Origin of the sequence: Pseudoxanthomonas fibrivorans (assembly GCF_041464125.1) — a bacterium.
Taxonomy (GTDB): Bacteria; Pseudomonadota; Gammaproteobacteria; order Xanthomonadales; family Xanthomonadaceae; genus Pseudoxanthomonas.
The window spans coordinates 1-19,930 of sequence record NZ_JBGNUG010000001.1; the positions used below are offsets into that span (position 1 = coordinate 1).

The following is a 19,930-nucleotide window of genomic DNA, read 5'->3' on the forward strand; positions in this document are numbered from 1 at the left end:
CGACAACGCGGGCCTGCTGCTGCGCGGCACCAAGCGTGACGACGTGGAGCGTGGCCAGGTGCTGGCCAAGCCGGGTTCGATCACCCCGCACACCGAGTTCGAGGCCGAGGTGTACGTGCTGTCGAAGGACGAGGGCGGCCGCCACACTCCGTTCTTCAAGGGCTACCGCCCGCAGTTCTACTTCCGCACCACCGACATCACCGGCGCGGTTCAGCTGCCGGAGGGTGTGGAGATGGTGATGCCGGGCGACAACGTGAAGATGGTGGTCACGCTGATCAACCCGGTGGCGATGGACGAAGGCCTGCGGTTCGCGATCCGCGAAGGCGGCCGCACCGTCGGTGCCGGCGTCGTGGCGAAGATCGTCAAGTAATTCAGTGGTTTACGGTCGCCGCCCCCTGGGCGGGTGGCGACCCTACAGCGAAAAGAGGCACAGGACGTGCCTCGTGTTCGCCGGACAGGGAAGGGTCGCGTGACGTATCGCGCGCAGCAGCCGGATCGGCTGTTGACGCGCATGTTTACGCGTTCTATACTTTTCCGTCTGGGCAGACCGGCTTGCTGGTCTGCCCGCGCTTTTGGGGCCAGAAGGCCTGGCCGGAGTCTCCGCGGCGACCGGCCGAAGCTTCACGAACCATACCGGGGCAGGCATCCCAGAGGCCGCGCCCGTCGCTCTTTTAACGAAGGAACTCCGTCATGGCGGACCAAAAGATCCGGATTCGGCTCAAGGCGTTCGATCATCGTCTGATCGACCGTTCGGCCAGCGAGATCGTCGAGACGGCCAAGAGGACCGGCGCGCAGGTGCGTGGCCCGATCCCGCTGCCGACCAAGATCGAACGTTACACCGTTCTCGTCTCCCCGCATGCCGACAAGGATGCGCGTGACCAGTACGAGACCCGCACGCACAAGCGCGTGCTCGACATCGTCGACCCCAACGACAAGACCGTGGACGCGCTGATGAAGCTCGAGCTCGCGGCTGGCGTCGACGTCCAGATCAAGCTCGCCTGAGGACTGCCGACATGACGAAGAAGTATTCGTTGGGTCTGGTCGGCCGCAAGGCCGGCATGAGCCGCGTGTTCACCGATGATGGCCGCTCCATCCCGGTGACGCTGATCGAGGCCACCCCGAACCGCATCACCCAGATCAAGACCGTCGAGGCCGATGGCTACAGCGCCGTCCAGGTGACGACCGGCTCGCGCCGTGCCGCCCTGATCAACAAGCCGCTGACCGGCCACTACGCCAAGGCCAAGGTCGAAGCCGGCCGCGGGCTGTGGGAGTTCCGCGTTGCCGACGACAAGCTCGGCGACTTCGCCGTTGGTGGCGAGATCAAGGCCGACATCTTCGAGGTCGGCCAGATCGTCGACGTCCAGGGCGTGACCAAGGGCAAGGGCTTCCAGGGCACGATCAAGCGCCACAACTTCACCATGGGTGACGCCACCCACGGTAACTCGCTGTCGCACCGCTCGCCGGGTTCTATCGGCCAGCGCCAGACGCCGGGTCGCGTGTTCCCGGGCAAGAAGATGTCCGGTCACATGGGTGCCGAAACCCAGAGCGCGCAGAACCTCGAAGTGGTGCGCGTCGATGCCGAGCGCGGCCTGATCGCCGTTCGCGGCGCCGTCCCGGGTGCCCCGGGTGGCGACGTGGTCGTGCGCCCGGCGAGCAAGGCGTAAGGAGAATCACGATGGAACTCACCATTACGGGTAGCGCCAACAAGCTGTCGGTTTCCGACGAAGTGTTCGGCCGCGATTTCAGCGAGGACCTGGTCCACCAGGTCGTCGTCGCCTACCGCAACGCCGGTCGCGCCGGCACCAAGGCGCAGAAGACCCGCGCCGAGGTCAACGGCACCACCAAGAAGTCGAAGAAGCAGAAGGGCGGCGGCGCGCGTCATGGCGCCCTTACGGCCCCGATCTTCGTCGGCGGCGGCGTCACCTTCGCGGCCAAGCCGCGCAGCTTCGCGCAGAAGGTCAACCGCAAGCAGTACCGCGCGGCGATCGCCTCGATCCTGTCGGAGCTCAATCGGCAGGGCCGCCTGAAGGTCGTCGAGTCGTTCGACGTCGACACCATCAAGACCAAGGGCCTGATCGAGAAGCTGGCCGGTTACGAGCTGGGCAAGCGCCCGCTGATCGTCACCGAGGACGCCTCCGAGAACCTGTTCCTGTCGTCCCGCAACCTGCCGTACGTGCAGGTCCGTGACGTGCAGGGCCTGGATCCGGTCGCCCTGGTCGGCGCCGATTCCGTGCTGATCACCGCCGATGCGGTCAAGAAGGTCGAGGAGTGGCTGGCATGAGCGCCAACGAGAAAGTTTTCAGCGTGCTGCTCGCGCCGCGCGTGTCCGAAAAGACCGCGCGCCTGCAGGAAGTCAGCAACCAGTACGTGTTCGAGGTTTCGAACGACGCCACCAAGGCCGACGTCAAGGCCGCCGTGGAGCAGCTGTTCGACGTGAAGGTCGAGTCGGTCAACGTCGTCAACGTGAAGGGCAAGAACAAGTCCTTCCGCTTCCGTTCCGGTCGCCGCGGCGACTGGCGTAAGGCGTACGTGCGCCTGGCCGACGGCCAGAGCATCGACGTGTCCGCCAAGGCCTGAGGGTGATCCCATGCCATTGATGAAGTTCAAGCCCACCTCTGCCGGCCGCCGTTCCGCGGTCCGCGTGGTCACGCCCGACCTGCACAAGGGTGCTCCGCACGCCGCGCTGGTCGAGAAGCAGAGCAAGTCCGGTGGTCGCAACCACCACGGCCGCATCACGACCCGCCACGTTGGCGGCGGCCACAAGCAGCATTACCGCCTGATCGACTTCAAGCGCGACAAGGAAGGCGTCGTGGCGCGCGTCGAGCGGATCGAGTACGACCCGAACCGCACCGCGCACATCGCCCTGCTGTGCTATGTCGACGGCGAGCGCCGCTACATCATCGCGCCGAAGGGCCTGAAGGCCGGCGACCAGGTGATCGCGGGTTCGGATGCGCCGATCAAGGCCGGCAACACGCTGCCGCTGCGCAACATCCCGGTCGGTACGACGGTGCACTGCATCGAGCTGAAGCCGGGCAAGGGCGCGCAGATCGCCCGTGCCGCCGGCGCCGGCGTCCAGCTGGTCGCCCGCGAAGGCACCTACGCGCTGCTCCGCCTGCGTTCGGGCGAGATGCGCAAGGTCCCGGCCGAGTGCCGCGCCACCATCGGCGAAGTCGGCAACGACGAGCACAACCTCGAGAAGCTGGGCAAGGCCGGTGCCAAGCGCTGGCGCGGCGTCCGTCCGACCGTCCGCGGTGCGGCCATGAACCCGGTCGACCATCCGCACGGCGGTGGTGAAGCCAAGGCCGGCCAGGGCAACCCGCACCCGGTCACCCCGTGGGGCGTGCCGACCAAGGGCTACAAGACGCGCAAGAACAAGCGCACCCAGCAGTTCATCGTTCGTGATCGTAGGGGCTAATCGACCATGCCACGTTCCCTCAAGAAAGGCCCGTTCGTCGATCACCACCTCGTCAAGAAGGTGGAGGCTGCGGGCGGCACCAAGAAGCCGATCAAGACCTGGTCGCGCCGTTCCATGATCCTGCCGGAAATGGTGGGTTTCACCATCGCCGTGCACAACGGCAAGAACCATGTTCCGGTCCTCGTGAACGAGAACATGGTCGGCCACAAGCTCGGCGAATTCGCTGTCACCCGGACCTTCAAGGGTCACGGCGGCGACAAGAAGTCGGGCAAGTAAGGAGATGACCATGGAAGCGAAAGCCATCCTGCGCACCGCGCGCATCTCCCCGCAGAAGGCCCGCCTGGTCGCCGACCAGGTGCGCGGCCTGCCGGCCGAACGTGCCGTCAACCTGCTGAAGTTCTCCGACAAGAAGGCCGCCGCCCTCATCAAGAAGGTGGTCGAGTCTGCCATTGCCAACGCCGAGAACAACCAGGGCGCCGACGTCGACGCGCTGAAGGTCAAGACCATCATGGTCGACGAGGGCCCGACCCTGAAGCGCTTCATGGCGCGTGCGAAGGGCCGCGGCACCCGCATCCTCAAGCGGACCAGCCACATCACCGTCGTCGTGGGAGAGGGCAAGTAATATGGGTCACAAAGTTCATCCCACCGGCATCCGTCTTGGCATCGCCAAGGACTGGAATTCGAAGTGGTACGCCGACAAGGGCGAGTACGCCCAGTACTTGGCGGCCGACCTGAAGGTGCGCGAGATGCTGCGCAAGAAGCTGGCGCAGGCCGGGATCAGCAAGATCCTGATCGAGCGTCCGGCCAAGACCGCGCGCGTCACGATCCACACCGCCCGCCCGGGCGTGGTGATCGGCAAGCGCGGTGAGGACATCGAGAAGCTGCGCAAGGAAGTCAGCGAGCTGATGGGCGTCCCGGCGCACATCAACGTGACCGAGGTCCGCAAGCCGGAACTCGACGCGCAGCTGGTCGCCGAGTCGATCGCGCAGCAGCTCGAGCGCCGCATCATGTTCCGCCGCGCGATGAAGCGCGCGGTCGGCAATGCGATGCGCCTGGGTGCCCTGGGCATCAAGGTCAACGTCGCCGGTCGCCTGAACGGCGCCGAGATCGCGCGTTCGGAGTGGTATCGCGAAGGCCGCGTGCCGCTGCACACCCTGCGCGCGGACATCGACTACGGGTTTGCCGAGGCTCACACCACCTACGGCGTGATCGGCATCAAGGTATGGGTCTACAAGGGCGAGATCTTCGACTTCGCCCAGGTCGGACAGGAGAAGCAGGAAGAAGCCAGCAGCCCGCGCCCCGAGCGTGGTGACCGCGAGCGTCCCTCCCGTCCCGCACGTGAAGCGAGGTAACGGCGATGTTGCAACCCAAGCGAACCAAGTTCCGCAAGCAGTTCAAGGGCCGTAACGAGGGCCTGAGCTGGAGCGCCAACGCCGTGTCCTTCGGCGAGTACGGCCTCAAGGCCACCGCCCACGGCCGCCTGACCGCGCGCCAGATCGAAGCGGCCCGCCGCACGATCAGCCGCTACGTCAAGCGCGGCGGCAAGATGTGGATCCGCGTCTTCCCGGACAAGCCGATCACCCAGAAGCCGATCGAAGTCCGCATGGGCTCGGGCAAGGGTAACGTCGAGTACTGGGTGGCCCAGATCCAGCCGGGCCGCATGATCTATGAAATCGAGGGTGTGCCGGAAGACCAGGCGCGCGAGGCGTTCCGGCTGGCGGCCGCCAAGCTCTCGGTCACCACCACCTTCGTGACCCGCACGGTGCGCTAATGGCTACGATCAACGAACTCCGCGAAAAGTCGGCCGACGAGCTGAAGGCCCACCTGCTGGATCTTCGCAAGGAGCAGTTCTCCCTGCGTATGCAGCGGGCGACCGGTCAGCAGTCGAAGACCCACGAAACCCGCCAGGTGCGCCGCGAGATTGCTCGCGTGAAGACCCTGCTCGGCAGCAACCAGTAAGGGATCGCAGCGATGAGCGACAACAACAGCAAGACGCTGCGCACGGTCGAAGGCCGCGTCGTCAGCAACAAGATGGACAAGACGGTGACCGTGCTGGTCGAGCGTCAGGTCAAGCACGCCCTGTACGGCAAGTACATCAAGCGTTCGACCAAGCTCCACGCCCACGATGCGGACAACAGCTGCAACGAAGGCGACGTGGTGCGCGTGACCGAGATCGCGCCGCTGTCCAAGACCAAGAACTGGCGCGTGGTGGAAATCGTCACCCGCGCGGCCGAATAAGGGAGATCTGAATCATGATCCAGATGCAGAGCTACCTCGACGTGGCCGACAACTCCGGTGCCAAGGAGCTGATGTGCATCAAGGTGCTGGGCGGCTCGAAGCGCCGCTATGCCGGCATCGGCGACATCATCAAGGTGACCGTCAAGGACGCGATCCCGCGTGGCAAGGTGAAGAAGGGTGAGGTCTACGACGCCGTCGTGGTCCGTACCCGCAAGGGCGTCCGTCGTGCCGACGGTTCGCTGATCCGCTTCGATGGCAACGCCGCCGTCCTGCTGAACAACAAGCAGGAGCCGATCGGTACCCGTATCTTCGGACCGGTGACCCGTGAGCTGCGTTCCGAGAAGTTCATGAAGATCGTTTCGCTCGCGCCTGAAGTGCTCTGAGCGGAGGAAGCAGACATGGCTAACCGTATCAAGAAGGGCGACCAGGTGGTCGTCACGACCGGCAAGGACAAGGGCAAGCAGGGCGAGGTGGTGCGTGTGGACGGCGACCGCGTGGTCGTTTCCAACGTCAACCTGGTCAAGCGGCACACCAAGCCGAACCCGCAGGCGGGCGTCGCCGGCGGCGTGGTCGAGCGCGAGAGCTCGATCCACATTTCCAACGTGATGCCGGTCAACCCTGCCACTGGCAAGGGCGAGCGCATCGGATTCAAGGTCCTGGAGGATGGACGCAAACTGCGTGTGTTCCGCTCCAGTGGTGAGGCGCTCGACGCCTGAGGAATGAAGCAATGACCACGCGGCTCGAAAAGATCTACAAGGAACAGGTTGTGCCGGCTCTCATGGAGAAGTTCGGCTACACCAACCCGATGGAAGTCCCCAAGCTCGTCAAGATCACGCTCAACATGGGCGTGGGCGAAGCGGCTGCCAACAAGAAGGTGCTGGAGAACGCCGTCGCCGACCTGGCCAAGATCACCGGCCAGAAGCCGGTGACGACCAAGGCCCGCGTGTCGGTCGCGTCGTTCAAGATCCGCGACGGCTGGCCGATCGGCTGCAAGGTCACCCTGCGTCGCCACCAGATGTTCGAGTTCCTCGACCGCCTGATCAGCGTCTCGCTGCCGCGCGTCCGCGACTTCCGCGGCGTGTCGGGTCGTTCGTTCGACGGCCGTGGCAACTTCAACATGGGCGTGAAGGAGCAGATCATCTTCCCGGAAATCGACTTCGACGCCGTCGACGCGATCCGCGGCATGGATATCGCCATCACGACCACCGCCAAGACCGACGCCGAAGCCAAGGCGCTGCTCGAGGCGTTCAAGTTCCCGTTCCGCAACTAAGGGTTAGAGACATGGCAAAGACCTCCATGGTCAACCGCGACGCGAAGCGGGAAAAGCTGGCCAAGAAGTACGCCGCCAAGCGCGACGCCCTGAAGAAGGTCGTTTCGTCGCAGACCGCGTCGTACGAAGAGAAGATCGAGGCGGCGACCAAGCTGGCCAAGCTGCCGCGCGATTCTTCGCCGAGCCGTCAGCGCAACCGTTGCGAGCTGTCGGGGCGCCCGCGCGGCGTGTACCGCAAGTTCGGCCTGGGCCGCAACAAGCTGCGCGAAGCCACCATGCGCGGCGACGTACCGGGCCTGCGCAAGGCCAGCTGGTAACCGGCGTCGGGCGGCCACGGCCGCCCGGGCGCGGCGACCTGGGGTGAAGCCGGCTATGGGCCGGTTTTATCCGCTATACTTGCCGGCTTCCCGGGGCGATCCCGGGTGCGGCACGAGGGCCTGGCCTCTCCAGGACACAATCCAGATTTCGCGAAAGCGGATATCGGTGCACTCAAGGAACCATTCATGAGCATGACTGATCCCATCGCCGACATGCTGGTCCGCATCAAGAATGCGGCCGCTGTGGGCAAGCAGACGGTGAAGCTGCCGTCCTCCAAGATCAAGGTCGCCATCGCCACCGTCCTGAAGGACGAGGGCTACATCTCGGACCTGCGCGTCGTCCAGGGCGAGAACAACAAGGCCGAACTCGAGATCGTGCTGAAGTACTTCGAAGGCCGCCCGGTCATCGAGCAGCTCAAGCGCGCCTCGCGCTCGGGCCTTCGCCTGTACCGCGGCAAGAGCGAGCTGCCGAAGGTCCTTGGCGGCCTCGGCGTGGCCATCATCTCCACTTCCCAGGGCATCATGACCGACAAGCAGGCGCGCAACGCCGGCGTTGGCGGCGAAGTCCTGTGCTACGTGGCCTAAGGAGTTACGACGACATGTCCCGCGTAGCCAAGAAGCCGATCGCCCTGCCGAAGGGCGTCGAACTGAACATCCAGGACACCAGCGTCAGCGCCAAGGGTCCGAAGGGCACCCTGTCGCTGGCCAAGCCGGCGGGCGTGCAGATCGCCGTCGAGGACGGCAATGCCGTGCTGTCGGCCAACGACGCCTCGCTGGTCCCGCTGACCGGCACCGTGCGCGCCATCTTGGCCAACATGGTCAAGGGCGTGTCCGAGGGCTTCGAGCGCAAGCTCGAGCTGGTCGGCGTCGGTTACCGCGCCGCGATGCAGGGCAAGGACCTGAGCCTGTCGCTCGGCTTCTCGCACCCGGTCGTGTTCCAGGCGCCGGAAGGCATCACCCTGGCCACCCCGACCCAGACCGAAATCCTGGTGCAGGGCGCCGACAAGCAGCGCGTCGGCGAAGTCGCCGCCAAGATCCGTGGCTTCCGTCCGCCGGAGCCGTACAAGGGCAAGGGCGTGAAGTACTCCGACGAAGTCATCATTCGCAAGGAAGCCAAGAAGGCCTAACGGCCGATCCGCTTTCCGAGGACACCTATATGAGCATCAAGAACGACGCCCGCCTGCGCCGCGCCAAGTCGACCCGCGCCCACATCCGCAAGCTCGGCGTGCCGCGCCTGTCGGTGCTGCGCACCGGCCAGCACCTGTACGCCCAGCTGTTCACCGCCGATGGCGCCAAGGTCATCGCGGCCGCCAATACCCTCCAGGCCGACGTCAAGGAAGGCCTGAAGAACGGCAAGAACAGCGATGCCGCCGCCAAGGTCGGCAAGCTGATCGCCGAGCGCGCCAAGGCCGCGGGCATCGAGAAGGTCGCCTTCGACCGCTCGGGCTACCGCTTCCACGGCCGCATCAAGGCGCTGGCCGACGCCGCGCGCGAAGGCGGCCTGCAGTTCTGATCCAGCGGGCCCGCTGCGGCGGGCCCCGACCTGCCGGCGCAGGGTGCGCCGGGCGCCGTCCTCCTTCTGCGGGGACGTGACGCTACACCGCGACAGCCCACAACCATAAGCGGCCCTGAGCCGTACATACTCCAGACAACCAAGGAATTCGAAATGGCAGAAGAGCGTCAGCCGCGGGGCCGCGATCGCGACCGCAACCGCGAAGAGAAAGTCGACGATGGCATGATCGAGAAGCTGGTCGCGGTCAACCGCGTCAGCAAGACCGTCAAGGGCGGCCGCCAGTTCACCTTCACCGCGCTGACCGTGGTCGGCGACGGCGACGGCAAGGTCGGCTTCGGCTACGGCAAGGCCCGCGAGGTCCCGGTGGCCATCCAGAAGTCGATGGAGTATGCGCGCAAGGGCATGCTGACCGTCGACCTGAACAATGGCACCCTGTGGCACCCGGTCAAGGCCGGCCACGGCGCGGCGCGCGTGTTCATGCAGCCGGCTTCGGAAGGTACGGGCGTCATCGCCGGCGGCGCGATGCGCGCCGTGCTGGAAGCGGTCGGCGTGAAGAACGTGCTGGCCAAGGCCGTCGGTTCGCGCAACCCGATCAACCTGGTCCGCGCCACCCTTGCGGGCCTGGAAGCCATGCAGTCGCCGGCACGCATCGCGGCCAAGCGCGGCAAGAAGGCGGAGGAACTCCTCAATGGCTAACGAGTCCAACAAGACCGTCAAGGTGCGCCTGGTGCGCGGCCTACGCGGCACCCAGTCCCGCCACCGCCTGTCGGTGAAGGCGCTGGGCCTGAACAAGCTCAACGACGTCCGCGAGCTGAAGGACAGCCCGCAGGTTCGTGGCCTCATCAACCAGCTGCACTACCTGGTGCGGGTCGAGGACTAAGGAGAACACCATGCGTCTCAACACTCTCAAGCCCGCCGAAGGCGCCCGCCAGGAGCGGACCCGCGTCGGTCGCGGCATCGGCTCCGGCCTGGGCAAGACGGCCGGCCGCGGCCACAAGGGCTCGTTTGCGCGCGCCGGCAAGGGCAAGATCAAGGCCGGCTTCGAAGGCGGCCAGACCCCGATGCAGCGCCGCCTGCCGAAGGTCGGCTTCCGCTCGGTGACCGCCAAGGACACCGCCGAGGTGCTGCTGTACAAGCTCGAGCTGGTCGAAGGCGATACCGTCGACTTCGCGACGCTGAAGGCGGCCAAGCTGGTCCCGTCGACCGCCAAGCGCGCCAAGATCGTCAAGAAGGGCGAGCTGTCGCGCAAGCTGACCATCAAGGGCGTGCAGGTGACCGCGGGTGCCAAGACCGCGATCGAAGCCGCCGGCGGCAGCATCGAGGAGTAAGAAGCACATGGCGCAAGCTGGCATCGGCAATCTCGGCAGCGGCCTGGGCAAGTTCACGGAACTTCGCCAGCGCCTGCTGTTCGTGCTGGGTGCGTTGATCGTCTACCGCATCGGCTGCTTCGTGCCGGTGCCGGGCGTCAACCCCGATGCCATGCTCGCCATGATGCAGGCGCAGGGCGGCGGCATCGTCGACATGTTCAACATGTTCTCGGGCGGCGCCCTGCACCGTTTCAGCATCTTTGCGCTGAACGTGATGCCGTACATCTCGGCGTCGATCGTGATGCAGCTGGCCGTGCACATCTTCCCGGCGCTGAAGGCGCTGCAGAAGGAAGGTGAGTCCGGCCGCCGCAAGATCACCCAGTACTCGCGCGTCGGCGCGGTGTTGCTGGCGGTCGTGCAGGGCGGCAGCATCGCCCTGGCGCTGCAGAACCAGATGGCCCCGGGCGGGGTACCGGTGGTCTATACGCCGGGGATGGGCTTCGTCCTGACCGCGGTGGTTTCGCTGACCGCCGGCACGATCTTCCTGATGTGGCTGGGCGAGCAAGTCACCGAGCGTGGCATCGGCAACGGCGTGTCGCTGATCATCTTCGCGGGCATCGTCGCCGGGTTGCCGTCGGCCGTCATCCAGACGGTGCAGGCCTACCAGAACGGCAGCATGAACTTCCTGTCGCTGCTGCTGATCGTGGCGGTGGTGCTGGCCTTCACCTGGTTCGTGGTGTTCGTGGAACGCGGCCAGCGCCGGATCACGGTGAACTACGCGCGCCGTCAGGGGGGCCGCAACGCGTACATGAACCAGACCTCGTTCCTGCCGCTCAAGCTCAACATGGCGGGTGTGATCCCGGCGATCTTCGCGTCCAGCATCCTGGCGTTCCCGGCGACGCTGAGCATGTGGTCCGGCCAGGCCACTCAGGCGACCTGGCTGCAGCGCGTTTCCAACGCGCTCGGCCCGGGCGAACCGCTGCACATGATCGTGTTCGCTGCGTTGATCACCGGTTTCGCGTTCTTCTATACGGCGCTGGTGTTCAACTCGCAGGAAACGGCGGACAACCTGAAGAAGTCGGGCGCGCTGATTCCTGGCATCCGTCCGGGCAAGGCGACTGCGGATTACATCGATGGCGTGCTGACGCGGCTGACCGCAGCCGGCGCGGCTTACCTGGTGATCGTCTGCCTGCTGCCGGAAGTGATGCGCACGCAGCTGGGGACCTCGTTCTATTTCGGTGGGACCTCGCTGCTGATCGTGGTGGTGGTGGTGATGGATTTCATCGCCCAGATCCAGGCCCACCTGATGTCGCACCAGTACGAGAGCCTGCTCAAGAAGGCCAACCTGAAGGGCGGTTCCCGCGGCGGCGGTCTGGCCCGGGGCTGATCCACAGAACAGATTCCATCCCGGCGGACCCATTCCGCCGGCATCCGGGGCGACCGGATCATCCAAATGGGCGGCCCGTGCGACGTCTCGCGCGCGGGTGAGACGATGCGGTGCCGCGCTGGAGTAGCGCGGCCGGCGGTTCCGGGAAACCGGACCCGCCAGCAAAGTCCGGCGCCGGAGCATGGGCACACTCCCCATGCCGGGTTCAGGGCCTCAGGGCCCCGGGCTTCCAAGTAATCCGGGACATTGATAGAATTCGCAGTTCACTTTTGAACCAATCCTGTCGGGCGTGCCCAGTGCGCGTGCCGACCCTCAAGTTTGGAGATCGCGTCATGGCGCGTATTGCAGGCGTCAACCTGCCGACCCACAAGCACGTCTGGGTGGGTTTGCAGAGCATCTATGGCATCGGCCGCACCCGGTCGAAGAAGGTGTGCGAGGCCGCCGGTGTGGCGTCCAACACCAAGATCCGTGACCTGTCCGAGCCGGAAGTCGAGCGCCTGCGCGCCGAGATCGGCAAGTACGTGGTCGAAGGCGACCTGCGCCGCGAAATCGGCATCGCCATCAAGCGTCTGATGGACCTGGGCTGCTACCGCGGCCTGCGTCACCGCCGCGGGCTGCCGCTGCGTGGTCAGCGTACCCGTACCAACGCCCGCACCCGCAAGGGCCCGCGCAAGGCGATCAGGAAGTAAGGGACTAGAAGACAATGGCCAAGCCAGCTGCTGCCAAGACCAAGAAGAAGATCAAGCGCGTCGTCACCGACGGCATCGCGCACGTGCACGCTTCTTTCAACAACACCATCGTCACCATCACCGATCGCCAGGGCAATGCGCTGTCGTGGGCCACTTCGGGCGGCGCGGGCTTCCGCGGTTCGCGCAAGTCGACCCCGTTCGCCGCGCAGGTCGCCGCCGAGAAGGCCGGCAAGGCCGCGCTCGACTACGGCGTGAAGTCGCTGGAAGTCCGCATCAAGGGGCCGGGCCCGGGTCGTGAGTCGGCCGTCCGCTCGCTCAACAACGTGGGCTACAAGATCACCAACATCATCGACGTGACGCCAATCCCGCACAACGGGTGCCGTCCGCCGAAGAAGCGTCGCGTCTAAGGGGGCGATAAGAAATGGCTCGTTATATCGGTCCTACCTGTAAGCTCGCGCGCCGCGAAGGCGCCGACCTCTCCCTCAAGAGCCCGGCCCGTGCGCTGGACTCCAAGTGCAAGCTGGAGCAGAAGCCCGGCCAGCACGGCGCGACCGCGCGCAAGGGCAAGCTCTCCGACTACGCCACCCAGCTGCGCGAGAAGCAGAAGGTCAAGCGTATCTACGGCCTGCTGGAGCGGCAGTTCCGCAACTACTACAAGAAGGCCTCGACCAAGAAGGGCAACACCGGCGAGAACCTGCTGCAGCTGCTGGAAACCCGCCTGGACAACGTCGTCTACCGCATGGGCTTCGCCGTGACCCGGCCGTCGGCCCGCCAGCTGGTGAGCCACCGCGGCGTGCTGGTCAACGGCAAGCCGGTGAACCTGCCGTCCTACCAGGTGAAGGCCGGCGACGCGATCGCGCTGTCGGAGAAGGTGCAGAAGCAGCTCCGCGTGCAGGAGGCCCTGACCGTCGCCGAGCAGCACGACACCACCCCGTCGTGGATCGAAGTCGACGCGAAGAAGTTCGCCGGCGTGTTCAAGGCCGTCCCGGACCGGGCCGACCTGCCGGCCGACATCAACGAAGCGCTGATCGTCGAGCTGTACTCGAAGTAACAGTGGCTGGCTGCCGCGTCCCCCAGGGACGCGGCGCCGCATCCCACGCCCCGGCCGGATCGCGTTGCCCCGCCTTCCGGTCGCCCCCGGATGACGGGGCCACAAGCCAGAGCCGGCGGTTCCCCTGATCGTCGGCTCATTGCAGGAGAATCCGCAACATGACGGTTACCGCCAACCAGGTCCTGCGTCCCCGCGGACCGCAGATCGAACGCCTCACCGACAATCGCGCCAAGATCGTGATCGAGCCGCTCGAGCGCGGCTACGGCCACACGCTGGGCAACGCGCTGCGCCGCGTCCTGCTGTCCTCGATCCCCGGCTTCGCGATCACCGAGGTCGAGATCGACGGCGTGCTGCACGAGTACACCACGGTCGAAGGCCTGCAGGAGGACGTGCTGGAAGTCCTGCTGAACCTGAAGGACGTCGCCATCCGCATGCACAACGGCGAAAGCGCCACCCTGAGCCTGTCCAAGCAGGGTCCGGGCGTGGTCACCGCCGGTGACATCAAGACCGACCACAACGTCGAGATCCTCAACGTCGACCACGTGATCTGCCACCTCACCAAGGACACGGCGCTGAACATGCGCCTGAAGATCGAGCGCGGCTTCGGCTACCAGCCGGCCACCGCCCGTCGCCGTCCGGACGAGGAAACCCGTACGATCGGCCGTCTGGTGCTGGACGCGACCTTCTCGCCGGTCCGCCGTGTCGCCTACGCGGTCGAGGCCGCGCGCGTCGAGCAGCGTACCGACCTGGACAAGCTGGTCCTGGACATCGAAACCAACGGCACGATCGACGCCGAGGAAGCGGTGCGCACCGCCGCCGACATTCTCAGCGACCAGCTGTCGGTGTTCGGCGACTTCACCCACCGTGACCGCGGCGCCGCCAAGGCGGCTCCGACCGGCGTGGATCCGGTGCTGCTGCGCCCGATCGACGACCTCGAGCTGACCGTGCGTTCGGCCAACTGCCTCAAGGCCGAGAGCATCTACTACATCGGCGACCTGATCCAGAAGACCGAGGTCGAGCTGCTCAAGACCCCGAACCTGGGCAAGAAGTCGCTCACCGAGATCAAGGAAGTCCTCGCCCAGCGTGGCCTGTCCCTCGGCATGAAGCTCGAGAACTGGCCGCCGGCCGGCGTTGCCGCCCACGGCATGCTCGGCTGAGAAGCAACGCCGTTCCCGCATCCATCGGATGCGGGAACGTTTCGGCGCCGACGTGCCTGAAGGCATGCGGCGACTCACCGGCCACGGAATGCCGGTTCGGGCCAGCGCAGTCCACAGCTCCAACGCCTGGATGGCGACAGCGAACCACAACCGTCCCACCATTCCACAGGAACCACGCCCATGCGTCACCAGAAAGCCGGCCGCAAGTTCAGCCGCACCAGCGCCCACCGCGAAGCGATGTTCAAGAACATGGCTGCGTCGCTGTTCAAGCACGAACTGATCAAGACCACCCTGCCGAAGGCCAAGGAACTGCGCCGCGTCGCCGAGCCGCTGATCACCCTGGCCAAGGTCGACAGCGTCGCCAACCGCCGCCTCGCCTTCGCGCGCCTGCGCGACAAGGAAGCGGTGGGCAACCTGTTCACCATGCTGGGCCCGCGCTACCAGGCGCGTCCCGGTGGCTACCTGCGCATCCTCAAGTGCGGCTTCCGCGCCGGCGACAACGCGCCGATGGCGTACGTCGAACTGGTCGACCGCCCGCAGGCGGCCGAGTAAGGTCGCAGCAGCCGCAGCGCACCACGAAAGCCCCGGCACCCGCCGGGGTTTTTCGTTTCACACGCCACGATTACCGCTGCGGCCCCGGATGCGGAATAATCAGCCGGTTCTTCAGGCATCGGGCATTACCCGCCAATGAATCCGTTCCGCTGGAGTTTCCGCGCGCAGTTCCTCGCCGGCTTCCTGGGATGCGTCGCCCTGCTGGGCTACGCGATCAAGACCCAGCTGTACGATGGGCTGGAACCGTGCCCGCTATGCATCTTCCAGCGCCTGGCCTATGCATCGCTGGCGCTGGTCTTTCTGGTCGGCGGCCTGCATGCCCCGCGCTCCCCCGGTGGCCGCGGGCTGTACGGCGTGCTGGTGGCGATCGCGGCCCTGGTCGGGATCGGCATCGCCGGTCGCCACGTCTGGCTGCAGTCGTTGCCCCCCGAACTGGCGCCGTCCTGCGGGCCGCCGCTGTCGTTCCTGCACGAAACGCTCGGGACGTTCGAAACGGTGCGCAAGGTGCTCACGGGCAGCGGCAACTGCGGCGACATCGACTGGACCCTGCTGGGGCTAAGCATGCCCGCCTGGAGCCTGATCGGCCTCGTCCTGCTCGGTGCCTGGGGCCTGCAGGCCGCGTTCCGCCGCCGCAAGGGCCGTAGCCGGCTCTGAGCCTTCTCCCTCCACGATCGCGAGCCATCCATGAGTACGCCCGAACGCAACCTGCATCCCGTCAACCTCGCGGAGGACTGGTCGCCGGGCAGCTGGCGCGGCCGTACCGCGCTGCAGATGCCGCAATACCCCGATGCGGCTGCGCTCGAATCCGCGCTGGCGGAACTGCGCCTGCTGCCGCCGCTGGTGACTTCCTGGGAAATCTTCGCGCTGAAGAAGCAGATCGCCGAGGCGCAGGAAGGCAAGCGTTTCCTGCTGCAGGGCGGGGACTGTGCCGAGAACTTCAGCGACTGCGAGTCGGGCACCATCTCCAACCGCCTGAAGGTACTGCTGCAGATGAGCCTGGTGTTGGTCCACGGCCTGCGCCTGCCGGTGGTGCGCGTGGGTCGCTTCGCCGGGCAGTATGCAAAGCCGCGTTCGGCCGACATGGAAACCCGTGGCGACGTGAGCCTGCCGAGCTACCGCGGCGACGTCGTCAACGGGCCGGAGTTCACGCCGCAGGCGCGCGTGCCGGATCCGCGGCGCATGATCACCGCGCATGCCCGTTCCGCGATGACGATGAACTTCGTCCGTGCACTCATCGATGGCGGCTTCGCCGATCTGCACCACCCGGAATACTGGAGCCTGAGCTGGGTCGGCTGCTCGCCACTGGCCGAGGATTACCAGAAGATGGTCAATTCCATCGGCGATGCGGTGCGCTTCATGGAGACGCTCGCCGGCGTCGAGGTGCACAACCTCAACCGGATCGACTTCTACACCTCGCACGAAGCGCTGCTGCTGCCGTACGAGGAAGCGCTGACCCGGCAGGTGCCGCGGCAGTGGGGCTGGTTCAACCTGTCCACGCACTACCCGTGGATCGGCATGCGCACCGCCGCGCTGGATGGCGCGCACGTTGAGTATTTCCGCGGGATCCGCAATCCGGTCGCGATCAAGGTCGGCCCCTCGGTGCAGCCGGACCAGCTGCTCAGGCTGATGGACGTGCTCAATCCCGACGACGAGCCGGGCCGGCTGACCTTCATCCACCGCATGGGGGCGGTGCAGATCGCCGACAAGCTGCCGCCGCTGCTGGAAGCCGTGCGCCGCGACGGCCGGCGCGTGCTCTGGGTGTGCGATGCGATGCACGGCAACACCGAAAGCACCGCCAACGGCTACAAGACCCGCCGCTTCGCCAACATCCTGGCCGAGGTGGAGCAATCCTTCGACCTGCACGCGGCGGCGGGCACCCGCCTGGGTGGCGTGCACCTGGAGCTGACCGGCGAGGACGTCACCGAATGCACCGGCGGTGCGCGCGAGCTGACCGAGGTGGACCTGGAGCGCGCGTACCGCTCCACCGTCGATCCCCGCCTCAACTACGAGCAGTCGCTCGAGATCGCGATGGCGATCGTGCGCAAGCAGGGCCAGCGCGTCCCGCGCACCACGGCCTGACCGGCGGCGCGCGTCCCGCGACGCGCTTTCCCGCTGCTGCAATGCATCCCCGTCACCCGTGGGCGGGCAGGATGTCGGCATCGACGCGATGCCGGCCAGCATCCTGTTCGCGCTGGGCCCGGCTCGCACCCGTGAGGTCGCGACAGGAGGAGAAGGATGCGAGGTCTGCAAGCAGCGGAATGGGGATGGCTTACCGATTACGTGGTGCCCCTGGGTGGAGCGCTGGCGCTCGGGATCCTGGTGCACCTGGTGTTGCGCTTCGTCGCCCGCCGTGCGGGCACGCGTGAATCCGCGCGCGCGCGCGTGGTCGGCGTCGTGGCCTTGCCGCTGGCGTTCGCGCTGCCATTGCTGTTCGCAAGCGTCGCGTTGCGCAGCGTGCCGATGCCTGCCGAGCACCTCGCATTGTGGATCCAAGTCCTGCGGCTGGCGCTGCTGGCCTGCGTCACCTGGCTGCTGGTGCGCATCGTCGGGGCCGTCGAGGCGTCGATCCTGCGCCGCAATCCGATGGAGATCGCCGACAACCTGCATGCGCGGCGGATCCAGACCCAGGCCCGCGTGCTCAGCCGCATCGCCAGCGGCACCATCCTGCTGCTCGGCGTGTCGCTGGCGCTGATGACGTTCCCGGCGGTGCGCCAGATCGGCACGACGCTGCTGGCCTCGGCCGGCATCATCGGCCTGGTCGCGGGCATCGCCGCCAGGCCGGTGTTCGGCAACCTCATCGCTGGCCTGCAGATCGCCCTGGCGCAACCGATCCGGCTGGATGACGTGGTCATCGTCGAGGGCGAGTGGGGCAGGGTCGAGGAGATCTCCAGCACCTATGTCGTCGTCCGCATCTGGGACGAGCGGCGGATGGTGGTTCCGCTGTCGTGGTTCATCGAGAACCCGTTCCAGAACTGGACGCGGCGCACCGCGCAGATGCTGGGTACCGCCTTCCTGTGGCTGGACTACCGCACGCCGATGGAGGAGGTGCGCGCGGAACTGGAGCGCATCTGCCGCGCTGATCCGCGCTGGGACGGGCGCGTCTGCATCGCGCAGGTCACCGAGACCGGGGAGCATGTGATGCAGGTGCGCCTGCTGGTCAGCGCACGGGATTCGGGCGAAGCGTTCGACCTGCGCTGCGTGGTCCGCGAACGCATGATCGCGTTCCTGGCTGCGCGGCATCCCTACGCATTGCCACGGCTGCGGGCCGAAGTGGAGCTCGACGGCGCGACGGAACCCGCGACCGGGTCACCCCGGCCGGCGGGCGACATCCCGAGCTCACCCCGCGCCGAGGATGGCGACGAGGCGGAGATGCCGGCGCCCGCGTGAACTTCAGTGGTGCACCGGCTCGGGGACCGAAGCCGGGAACGTGGGCGGTCGTCGCGCGCGGGTCAGCTGTTCGTAGGCATGGCCGATGCGCAGCAGGCGCGCCTCGCTCCACGCAGGCCCGATGAAGGTCAGTCCCAGCGGGAGGCCGCGGCTGTGCCCCATGGGGACGGTCAAGGCGGGGTAGCCGGCGACGGCGGCGGCGCCGTAACCGCCGCCGGGAAACACGTCACCGCCTGCGGGGTCGATCCTCCACGCCACGCCCGTGGTCGGCGCGACGAGCACGTCGAGGCGCTGCGCGCGCAACGCCGCGTCGATGCCCTCGACGCCCGCCAGTCGCCGTGCACGCATGCGTGCGGCGATGTAGGCCGGCGCGGCCAGGCCTTCGCGCCGCTCCGCCTGCTCGAACAGTTCCTGCCCGAACAGGGCCATGGCCTCGTCCGCATGCTGCCGGTTGTAGTCGATCAGGCCTGCGAGGCTTTGGTAGGGCGCGTGGCGCTGCCGCAAGTAGTGTTCCAGCGCCGGTTTGAATTCGCTGAGCAGCACTTCGAGTTCGTCGTCCTCCCACTGGTCTTGGGTCGGAATCGCCGAGTCGACCACGGTCGCGCCCGCCTCGCGCAACGCCGCAACCGCGCGCTCCGTCGCCGCCGCGACCTCCGGCGAGATGGCCATGCGGTCACGCAACAGGCCAATGCGGACGCCACGCAGGTCGGTATTGCGCAGTTGTTCGAGGTAGTCGAAGGTGGCCAGCTGGCGGGTGCCGGAGGTGGCCGGGTCGTCCGGGTCACGCCCGGCGATGGCCGCGAGCAGGATCGCGGCGTCCTCGACGCTGCGCGCCATGGGCCCGGCGGTGTCCTGGCTGGGGGAAATCGGCACGATGCCGGCGCGGCTCACCAGCCCCACGGTGGGCTTCAGGCCCACGATGCCGTTCATCGCCGCCGGGCACAGGATGCTGCCGTCGGTCTCCGTCCCGATCCCGGCCGTGGCCAGGTTGGCGGCAACGGCCACGGCCGTGCCGGAGCTGGAGCCGCACGGCGAACGGTCGAGCGCATACGGGTTGCGCGTCTGTCCGCCGAGCGAGCTCCACCCCGAGGTCGAGCGGGTGGAGCGGAAGTTCGCCCATTCGCTGAGGTTGGCCTTGCCGAGGATGACCGCGCCAGCCGCGCGCAGCCGGCGCACCAGATAGGCGTCGTCGCCGGGCCGGAAGCCGGCAAGGGCGAGGGAGCCGGCGGTCGTGGCCATCGGCGTGGCGTCGATGTTGTCCTTGAGCAGGACCGGGATCCCGTGCAACGGACCGCGCAGGTGGCCCGCGGCGCGCTCGGCATCCAGTGCGGTGGCCTCGTTGCGCGCGTGCGGATTGAGTTCGAGGATCGCGTTGAGCCGGGGGCCATTGCGGTCCAGTTCGATGATCCGCGCCAGGTACGCCTGGACGAGCGCGTGGCTGCTGGTTTCGCCGCGGGCCATGGCCGCCTGGAGCTCGGCGATCCCCGCTTCGGCATAGGCGAAGCCGGCCGCCGGCGCCGCGGGCTGTGCCGGCGGCACGCCGGCATCCGGCGCGGGCCGGCAGGCGGAAGCGGCACAACACAGGGCGGCCGCGGCCAGCCATGCGGTGAGGCGCATCTGGAACTCTCCCCGTGACCTGCAGGCAGA

At 67.0% G+C, this 19,930-nt stretch carries 32 protein-coding genes; 31 read left to right on the top strand and 1 reads right to left on the bottom strand.

Annotated elements, in window-relative coordinates; all coding sequences use genetic code 11:
* From ACA089_RS00005 to ACA089_RS00155, 31 genes are all read left to right on the top strand, one after another.
* The coding region (locus ACA089_RS00005; RefSeq protein ID WP_459077387.1) for an EF-Tu C-terminal domain-related protein at positions 1-370 on the top strand (370 nt) is incomplete at its 5' end.
* A 320-nt stretch (positions 371-690) separates the two neighbouring features.
* On the top strand, positions 691-1,002 hold the full coding sequence (gene rpsJ, locus ACA089_RS00010) for a 30S ribosomal protein S10 (RefSeq protein ID WP_052630556.1): 312 nt from the start codon (positions 691-693) through the stop codon (positions 1,000-1,002).
* 11 nt (positions 1,003-1,013) lie between these two features.
* The gene (gene rplC / locus ACA089_RS00015) at positions 1,014-1,664 is read left to right on the top strand and encodes a 50S ribosomal protein L3 (RefSeq protein ID WP_372012246.1); all 651 of its coding nucleotides are present in this window, start codon (positions 1,014-1,016) and stop codon (positions 1,662-1,664) included.
* A gap of 11 nt (positions 1,665-1,675) precedes the next feature.
* Complete coding sequence (gene rplD / locus ACA089_RS00020; protein WP_372012248.1) at positions 1,676-2,281, top strand: 50S ribosomal protein L4; 606 nt, start codon at positions 1,676-1,678, stop codon at positions 2,279-2,281.
* Positions 2,278-2,577, top strand: coding sequence for a 50S ribosomal protein L23 (rplW, locus tag ACA089_RS00025; RefSeq protein WP_024870247.1), 300 nt, complete (start codon positions 2,278-2,280; stop codon positions 2,575-2,577). The genes rplD and rplW overlap by 4 nt, the downstream gene beginning before the upstream one ends.
* 10 nt (positions 2,578-2,587) lie before the next feature.
* The gene (rplB, locus tag ACA089_RS00030) at positions 2,588-3,415 is read left to right on the top strand and encodes a 50S ribosomal protein L2 (protein WP_372012249.1); all 828 of its coding nucleotides are present in this window, start codon (positions 2,588-2,590) and stop codon (positions 3,413-3,415) included.
* A gap of 6 nt (positions 3,416-3,421) precedes the next feature.
* Positions 3,422-3,691 (top strand): 30S ribosomal protein S19, encoded by a 270-nt coding sequence (gene rpsS, locus ACA089_RS00035; RefSeq protein ID WP_372012250.1) that lies wholly within the window; start codon positions 3,422-3,424, stop codon positions 3,689-3,691.
* Between the two features lie 10 nt (positions 3,692-3,701).
* A complete protein-coding gene (gene rplV / locus ACA089_RS00040) occupies positions 3,702-4,037 on the top strand; it encodes a 50S ribosomal protein L22 (RefSeq protein ID WP_028918209.1) in 336 nt (111 codons plus the stop codon).
* A 1-nt stretch (position 4,038) separates the two neighbouring features.
* Entirely contained in the window at positions 4,039-4,767 is a 729-nt protein-coding gene (gene rpsC, locus ACA089_RS00045; RefSeq protein ID WP_372012252.1) for a 30S ribosomal protein S3, read from the top strand.
* Positions 4,768-4,772: 5 nt separating this feature from the next.
* Positions 4,773-5,186 carry a 50S ribosomal protein L16 gene (gene rplP / locus ACA089_RS00050; protein ID WP_162376527.1) on the top strand — a complete coding sequence of 138 codons (414 nt, stop codon included), beginning with the start codon at positions 4,773-4,775 and terminating at the stop codon, positions 5,184-5,186.
* Positions 5,186-5,374 carry a 50S ribosomal protein L29 gene (gene rpmC, locus ACA089_RS00055; RefSeq protein ID WP_052630541.1) on the top strand — a complete coding sequence of 63 codons (189 nt, stop codon included), beginning with the start codon at positions 5,186-5,188 and terminating at the stop codon, positions 5,372-5,374. Before rplP ends, rpmC begins: the two co-directional genes overlap by 1 nt.
* A gap of 12 nt (positions 5,375-5,386) precedes the next feature.
* Positions 5,387-5,653 (top strand): 30S ribosomal protein S17, encoded by a 267-nt coding sequence (gene rpsQ / locus ACA089_RS00060; RefSeq protein WP_372012255.1) that lies wholly within the window; start codon positions 5,387-5,389, stop codon positions 5,651-5,653.
* 14 nt (positions 5,654-5,667) lie between these two features.
* Positions 5,668-6,036 (top strand): 50S ribosomal protein L14, encoded by a 369-nt coding sequence (gene rplN / locus ACA089_RS00065; RefSeq protein WP_052630536.1) that lies wholly within the window; start codon positions 5,668-5,670, stop codon positions 6,034-6,036.
* Between the two features lie 15 nt (positions 6,037-6,051).
* Positions 6,052-6,369 (top strand): 50S ribosomal protein L24, encoded by a 318-nt coding sequence (gene rplX, locus ACA089_RS00070; protein ID WP_162376530.1) that lies wholly within the window; start codon positions 6,052-6,054, stop codon positions 6,367-6,369.
* A gap of 11 nt (positions 6,370-6,380) precedes the next feature.
* On the top strand, positions 6,381-6,923 hold the full coding sequence (gene rplE, locus ACA089_RS00075; protein ID WP_372012256.1) for a 50S ribosomal protein L5: 543 nt from the start codon (positions 6,381-6,383) through the stop codon (positions 6,921-6,923).
* 11 nt (positions 6,924-6,934) lie between these two features.
* The gene (gene rpsN / locus ACA089_RS00080; protein ID WP_162407460.1) at positions 6,935-7,240 is read left to right on the top strand and encodes a 30S ribosomal protein S14; all 306 of its coding nucleotides are present in this window, start codon (positions 6,935-6,937) and stop codon (positions 7,238-7,240) included.
* Between the two features lie 186 nt (positions 7,241-7,426).
* Complete coding sequence (gene rpsH / locus ACA089_RS00085; RefSeq protein ID WP_372012257.1) at positions 7,427-7,825, top strand: 30S ribosomal protein S8; 399 nt, start codon at positions 7,427-7,429, stop codon at positions 7,823-7,825.
* A 14-nt stretch (positions 7,826-7,839) separates the two neighbouring features.
* Positions 7,840-8,367 carry a 50S ribosomal protein L6 gene (gene rplF / locus ACA089_RS00090; protein ID WP_162407458.1) on the top strand — a complete coding sequence of 176 codons (528 nt, stop codon included), beginning with the start codon at positions 7,840-7,842 and terminating at the stop codon, positions 8,365-8,367.
* A gap of 29 nt (positions 8,368-8,396) precedes the next feature.
* Positions 8,397-8,753, top strand: coding sequence for a 50S ribosomal protein L18 (gene rplR / locus ACA089_RS00095; RefSeq protein WP_372012260.1), 357 nt, complete (start codon positions 8,397-8,399; stop codon positions 8,751-8,753).
* 153 nt (positions 8,754-8,906) lie between these two features.
* Entirely contained in the window at positions 8,907-9,449 is a 543-nt protein-coding gene (gene rpsE / locus ACA089_RS00100) for a 30S ribosomal protein S5 (protein ID WP_372012261.1), read from the top strand.
* The gene (rpmD, locus tag ACA089_RS00105; RefSeq protein ID WP_162407456.1) at positions 9,442-9,633 is read left to right on the top strand and encodes a 50S ribosomal protein L30; all 192 of its coding nucleotides are present in this window, start codon (positions 9,442-9,444) and stop codon (positions 9,631-9,633) included. Before rpsE ends, rpmD begins: the two co-directional genes overlap by 8 nt.
* A 10-nt stretch (positions 9,634-9,643) precedes the next feature.
* Entirely contained in the window at positions 9,644-10,081 is a 438-nt protein-coding gene (gene rplO, locus ACA089_RS00110; protein ID WP_372012264.1) for a 50S ribosomal protein L15, read from the top strand.
* Positions 10,082-10,088: 7 nt separating this feature from the next.
* Positions 10,089-11,447 (top strand): preprotein translocase subunit SecY, encoded by a 1,359-nt coding sequence (gene secY / locus ACA089_RS00115; protein ID WP_372012266.1) that lies wholly within the window; start codon positions 10,089-10,091, stop codon positions 11,445-11,447.
* A 332-nt stretch (positions 11,448-11,779) separates the two neighbouring features.
* Complete coding sequence (rpsM, locus tag ACA089_RS00120) at positions 11,780-12,136, top strand: 30S ribosomal protein S13 (protein ID WP_372012268.1); 357 nt, start codon at positions 11,780-11,782, stop codon at positions 12,134-12,136.
* A 14-nt stretch (positions 12,137-12,150) separates the two neighbouring features.
* Positions 12,151-12,543, top strand: a complete 393-nt coding sequence (gene rpsK / locus ACA089_RS00125) for a 30S ribosomal protein S11 (RefSeq protein WP_013535974.1) — start codon at positions 12,151-12,153, stop codon at positions 12,541-12,543.
* A 14-nt stretch (positions 12,544-12,557) separates the two neighbouring features.
* The gene (gene rpsD / locus ACA089_RS00130; protein WP_052630511.1) at positions 12,558-13,187 is read left to right on the top strand and encodes a 30S ribosomal protein S4; all 630 of its coding nucleotides are present in this window, start codon (positions 12,558-12,560) and stop codon (positions 13,185-13,187) included.
* Positions 13,188-13,345: 158 nt separating this feature from the next.
* Positions 13,346-14,344: a DNA-directed RNA polymerase subunit alpha gene (locus tag ACA089_RS00135; protein ID WP_372012271.1), complete on the top strand. Its 999-nt coding sequence runs from the start codon at positions 13,346-13,348 to the stop codon at positions 14,342-14,344.
* A 180-nt stretch (positions 14,345-14,524) separates the two neighbouring features.
* The gene (gene rplQ, locus ACA089_RS00140; RefSeq protein WP_372012273.1) at positions 14,525-14,896 is read left to right on the top strand and encodes a 50S ribosomal protein L17; all 372 of its coding nucleotides are present in this window, start codon (positions 14,525-14,527) and stop codon (positions 14,894-14,896) included.
* A gap of 135 nt (positions 14,897-15,031) precedes the next feature.
* Positions 15,032-15,550 (top strand): disulfide bond formation protein B, encoded by a 519-nt coding sequence (locus tag ACA089_RS00145; RefSeq protein ID WP_372012275.1) that lies wholly within the window; start codon positions 15,032-15,034, stop codon positions 15,548-15,550.
* Positions 15,551-15,580: 30 nt separating this feature from the next.
* On the top strand, positions 15,581-16,975 hold the full coding sequence (locus ACA089_RS00150; RefSeq protein WP_372012276.1) for a class II 3-deoxy-7-phosphoheptulonate synthase: 1,395 nt from the start codon (positions 15,581-15,583) through the stop codon (positions 16,973-16,975).
* A 156-nt stretch (positions 16,976-17,131) separates the two neighbouring features.
* A complete protein-coding gene (locus ACA089_RS00155) occupies positions 17,132-18,283 on the top strand; it encodes a mechanosensitive ion channel family protein (protein WP_372012277.1) in 1,152 nt (383 codons plus the stop codon).
* Positions 18,284-18,286: 3 nt separating this feature from the next.
* Here ACA089_RS00155 and ACA089_RS00160 read toward each other — a convergent pair whose 3' ends face one another.
* Positions 18,287-19,900: an amidase gene (locus ACA089_RS00160; protein ID WP_372012279.1), complete on the bottom strand. Its 1,614-nt coding sequence runs from the start codon at positions 19,898-19,900 to the stop codon at positions 18,287-18,289.
* Positions 19,901-19,930 lie beyond the last annotated feature (30 nt).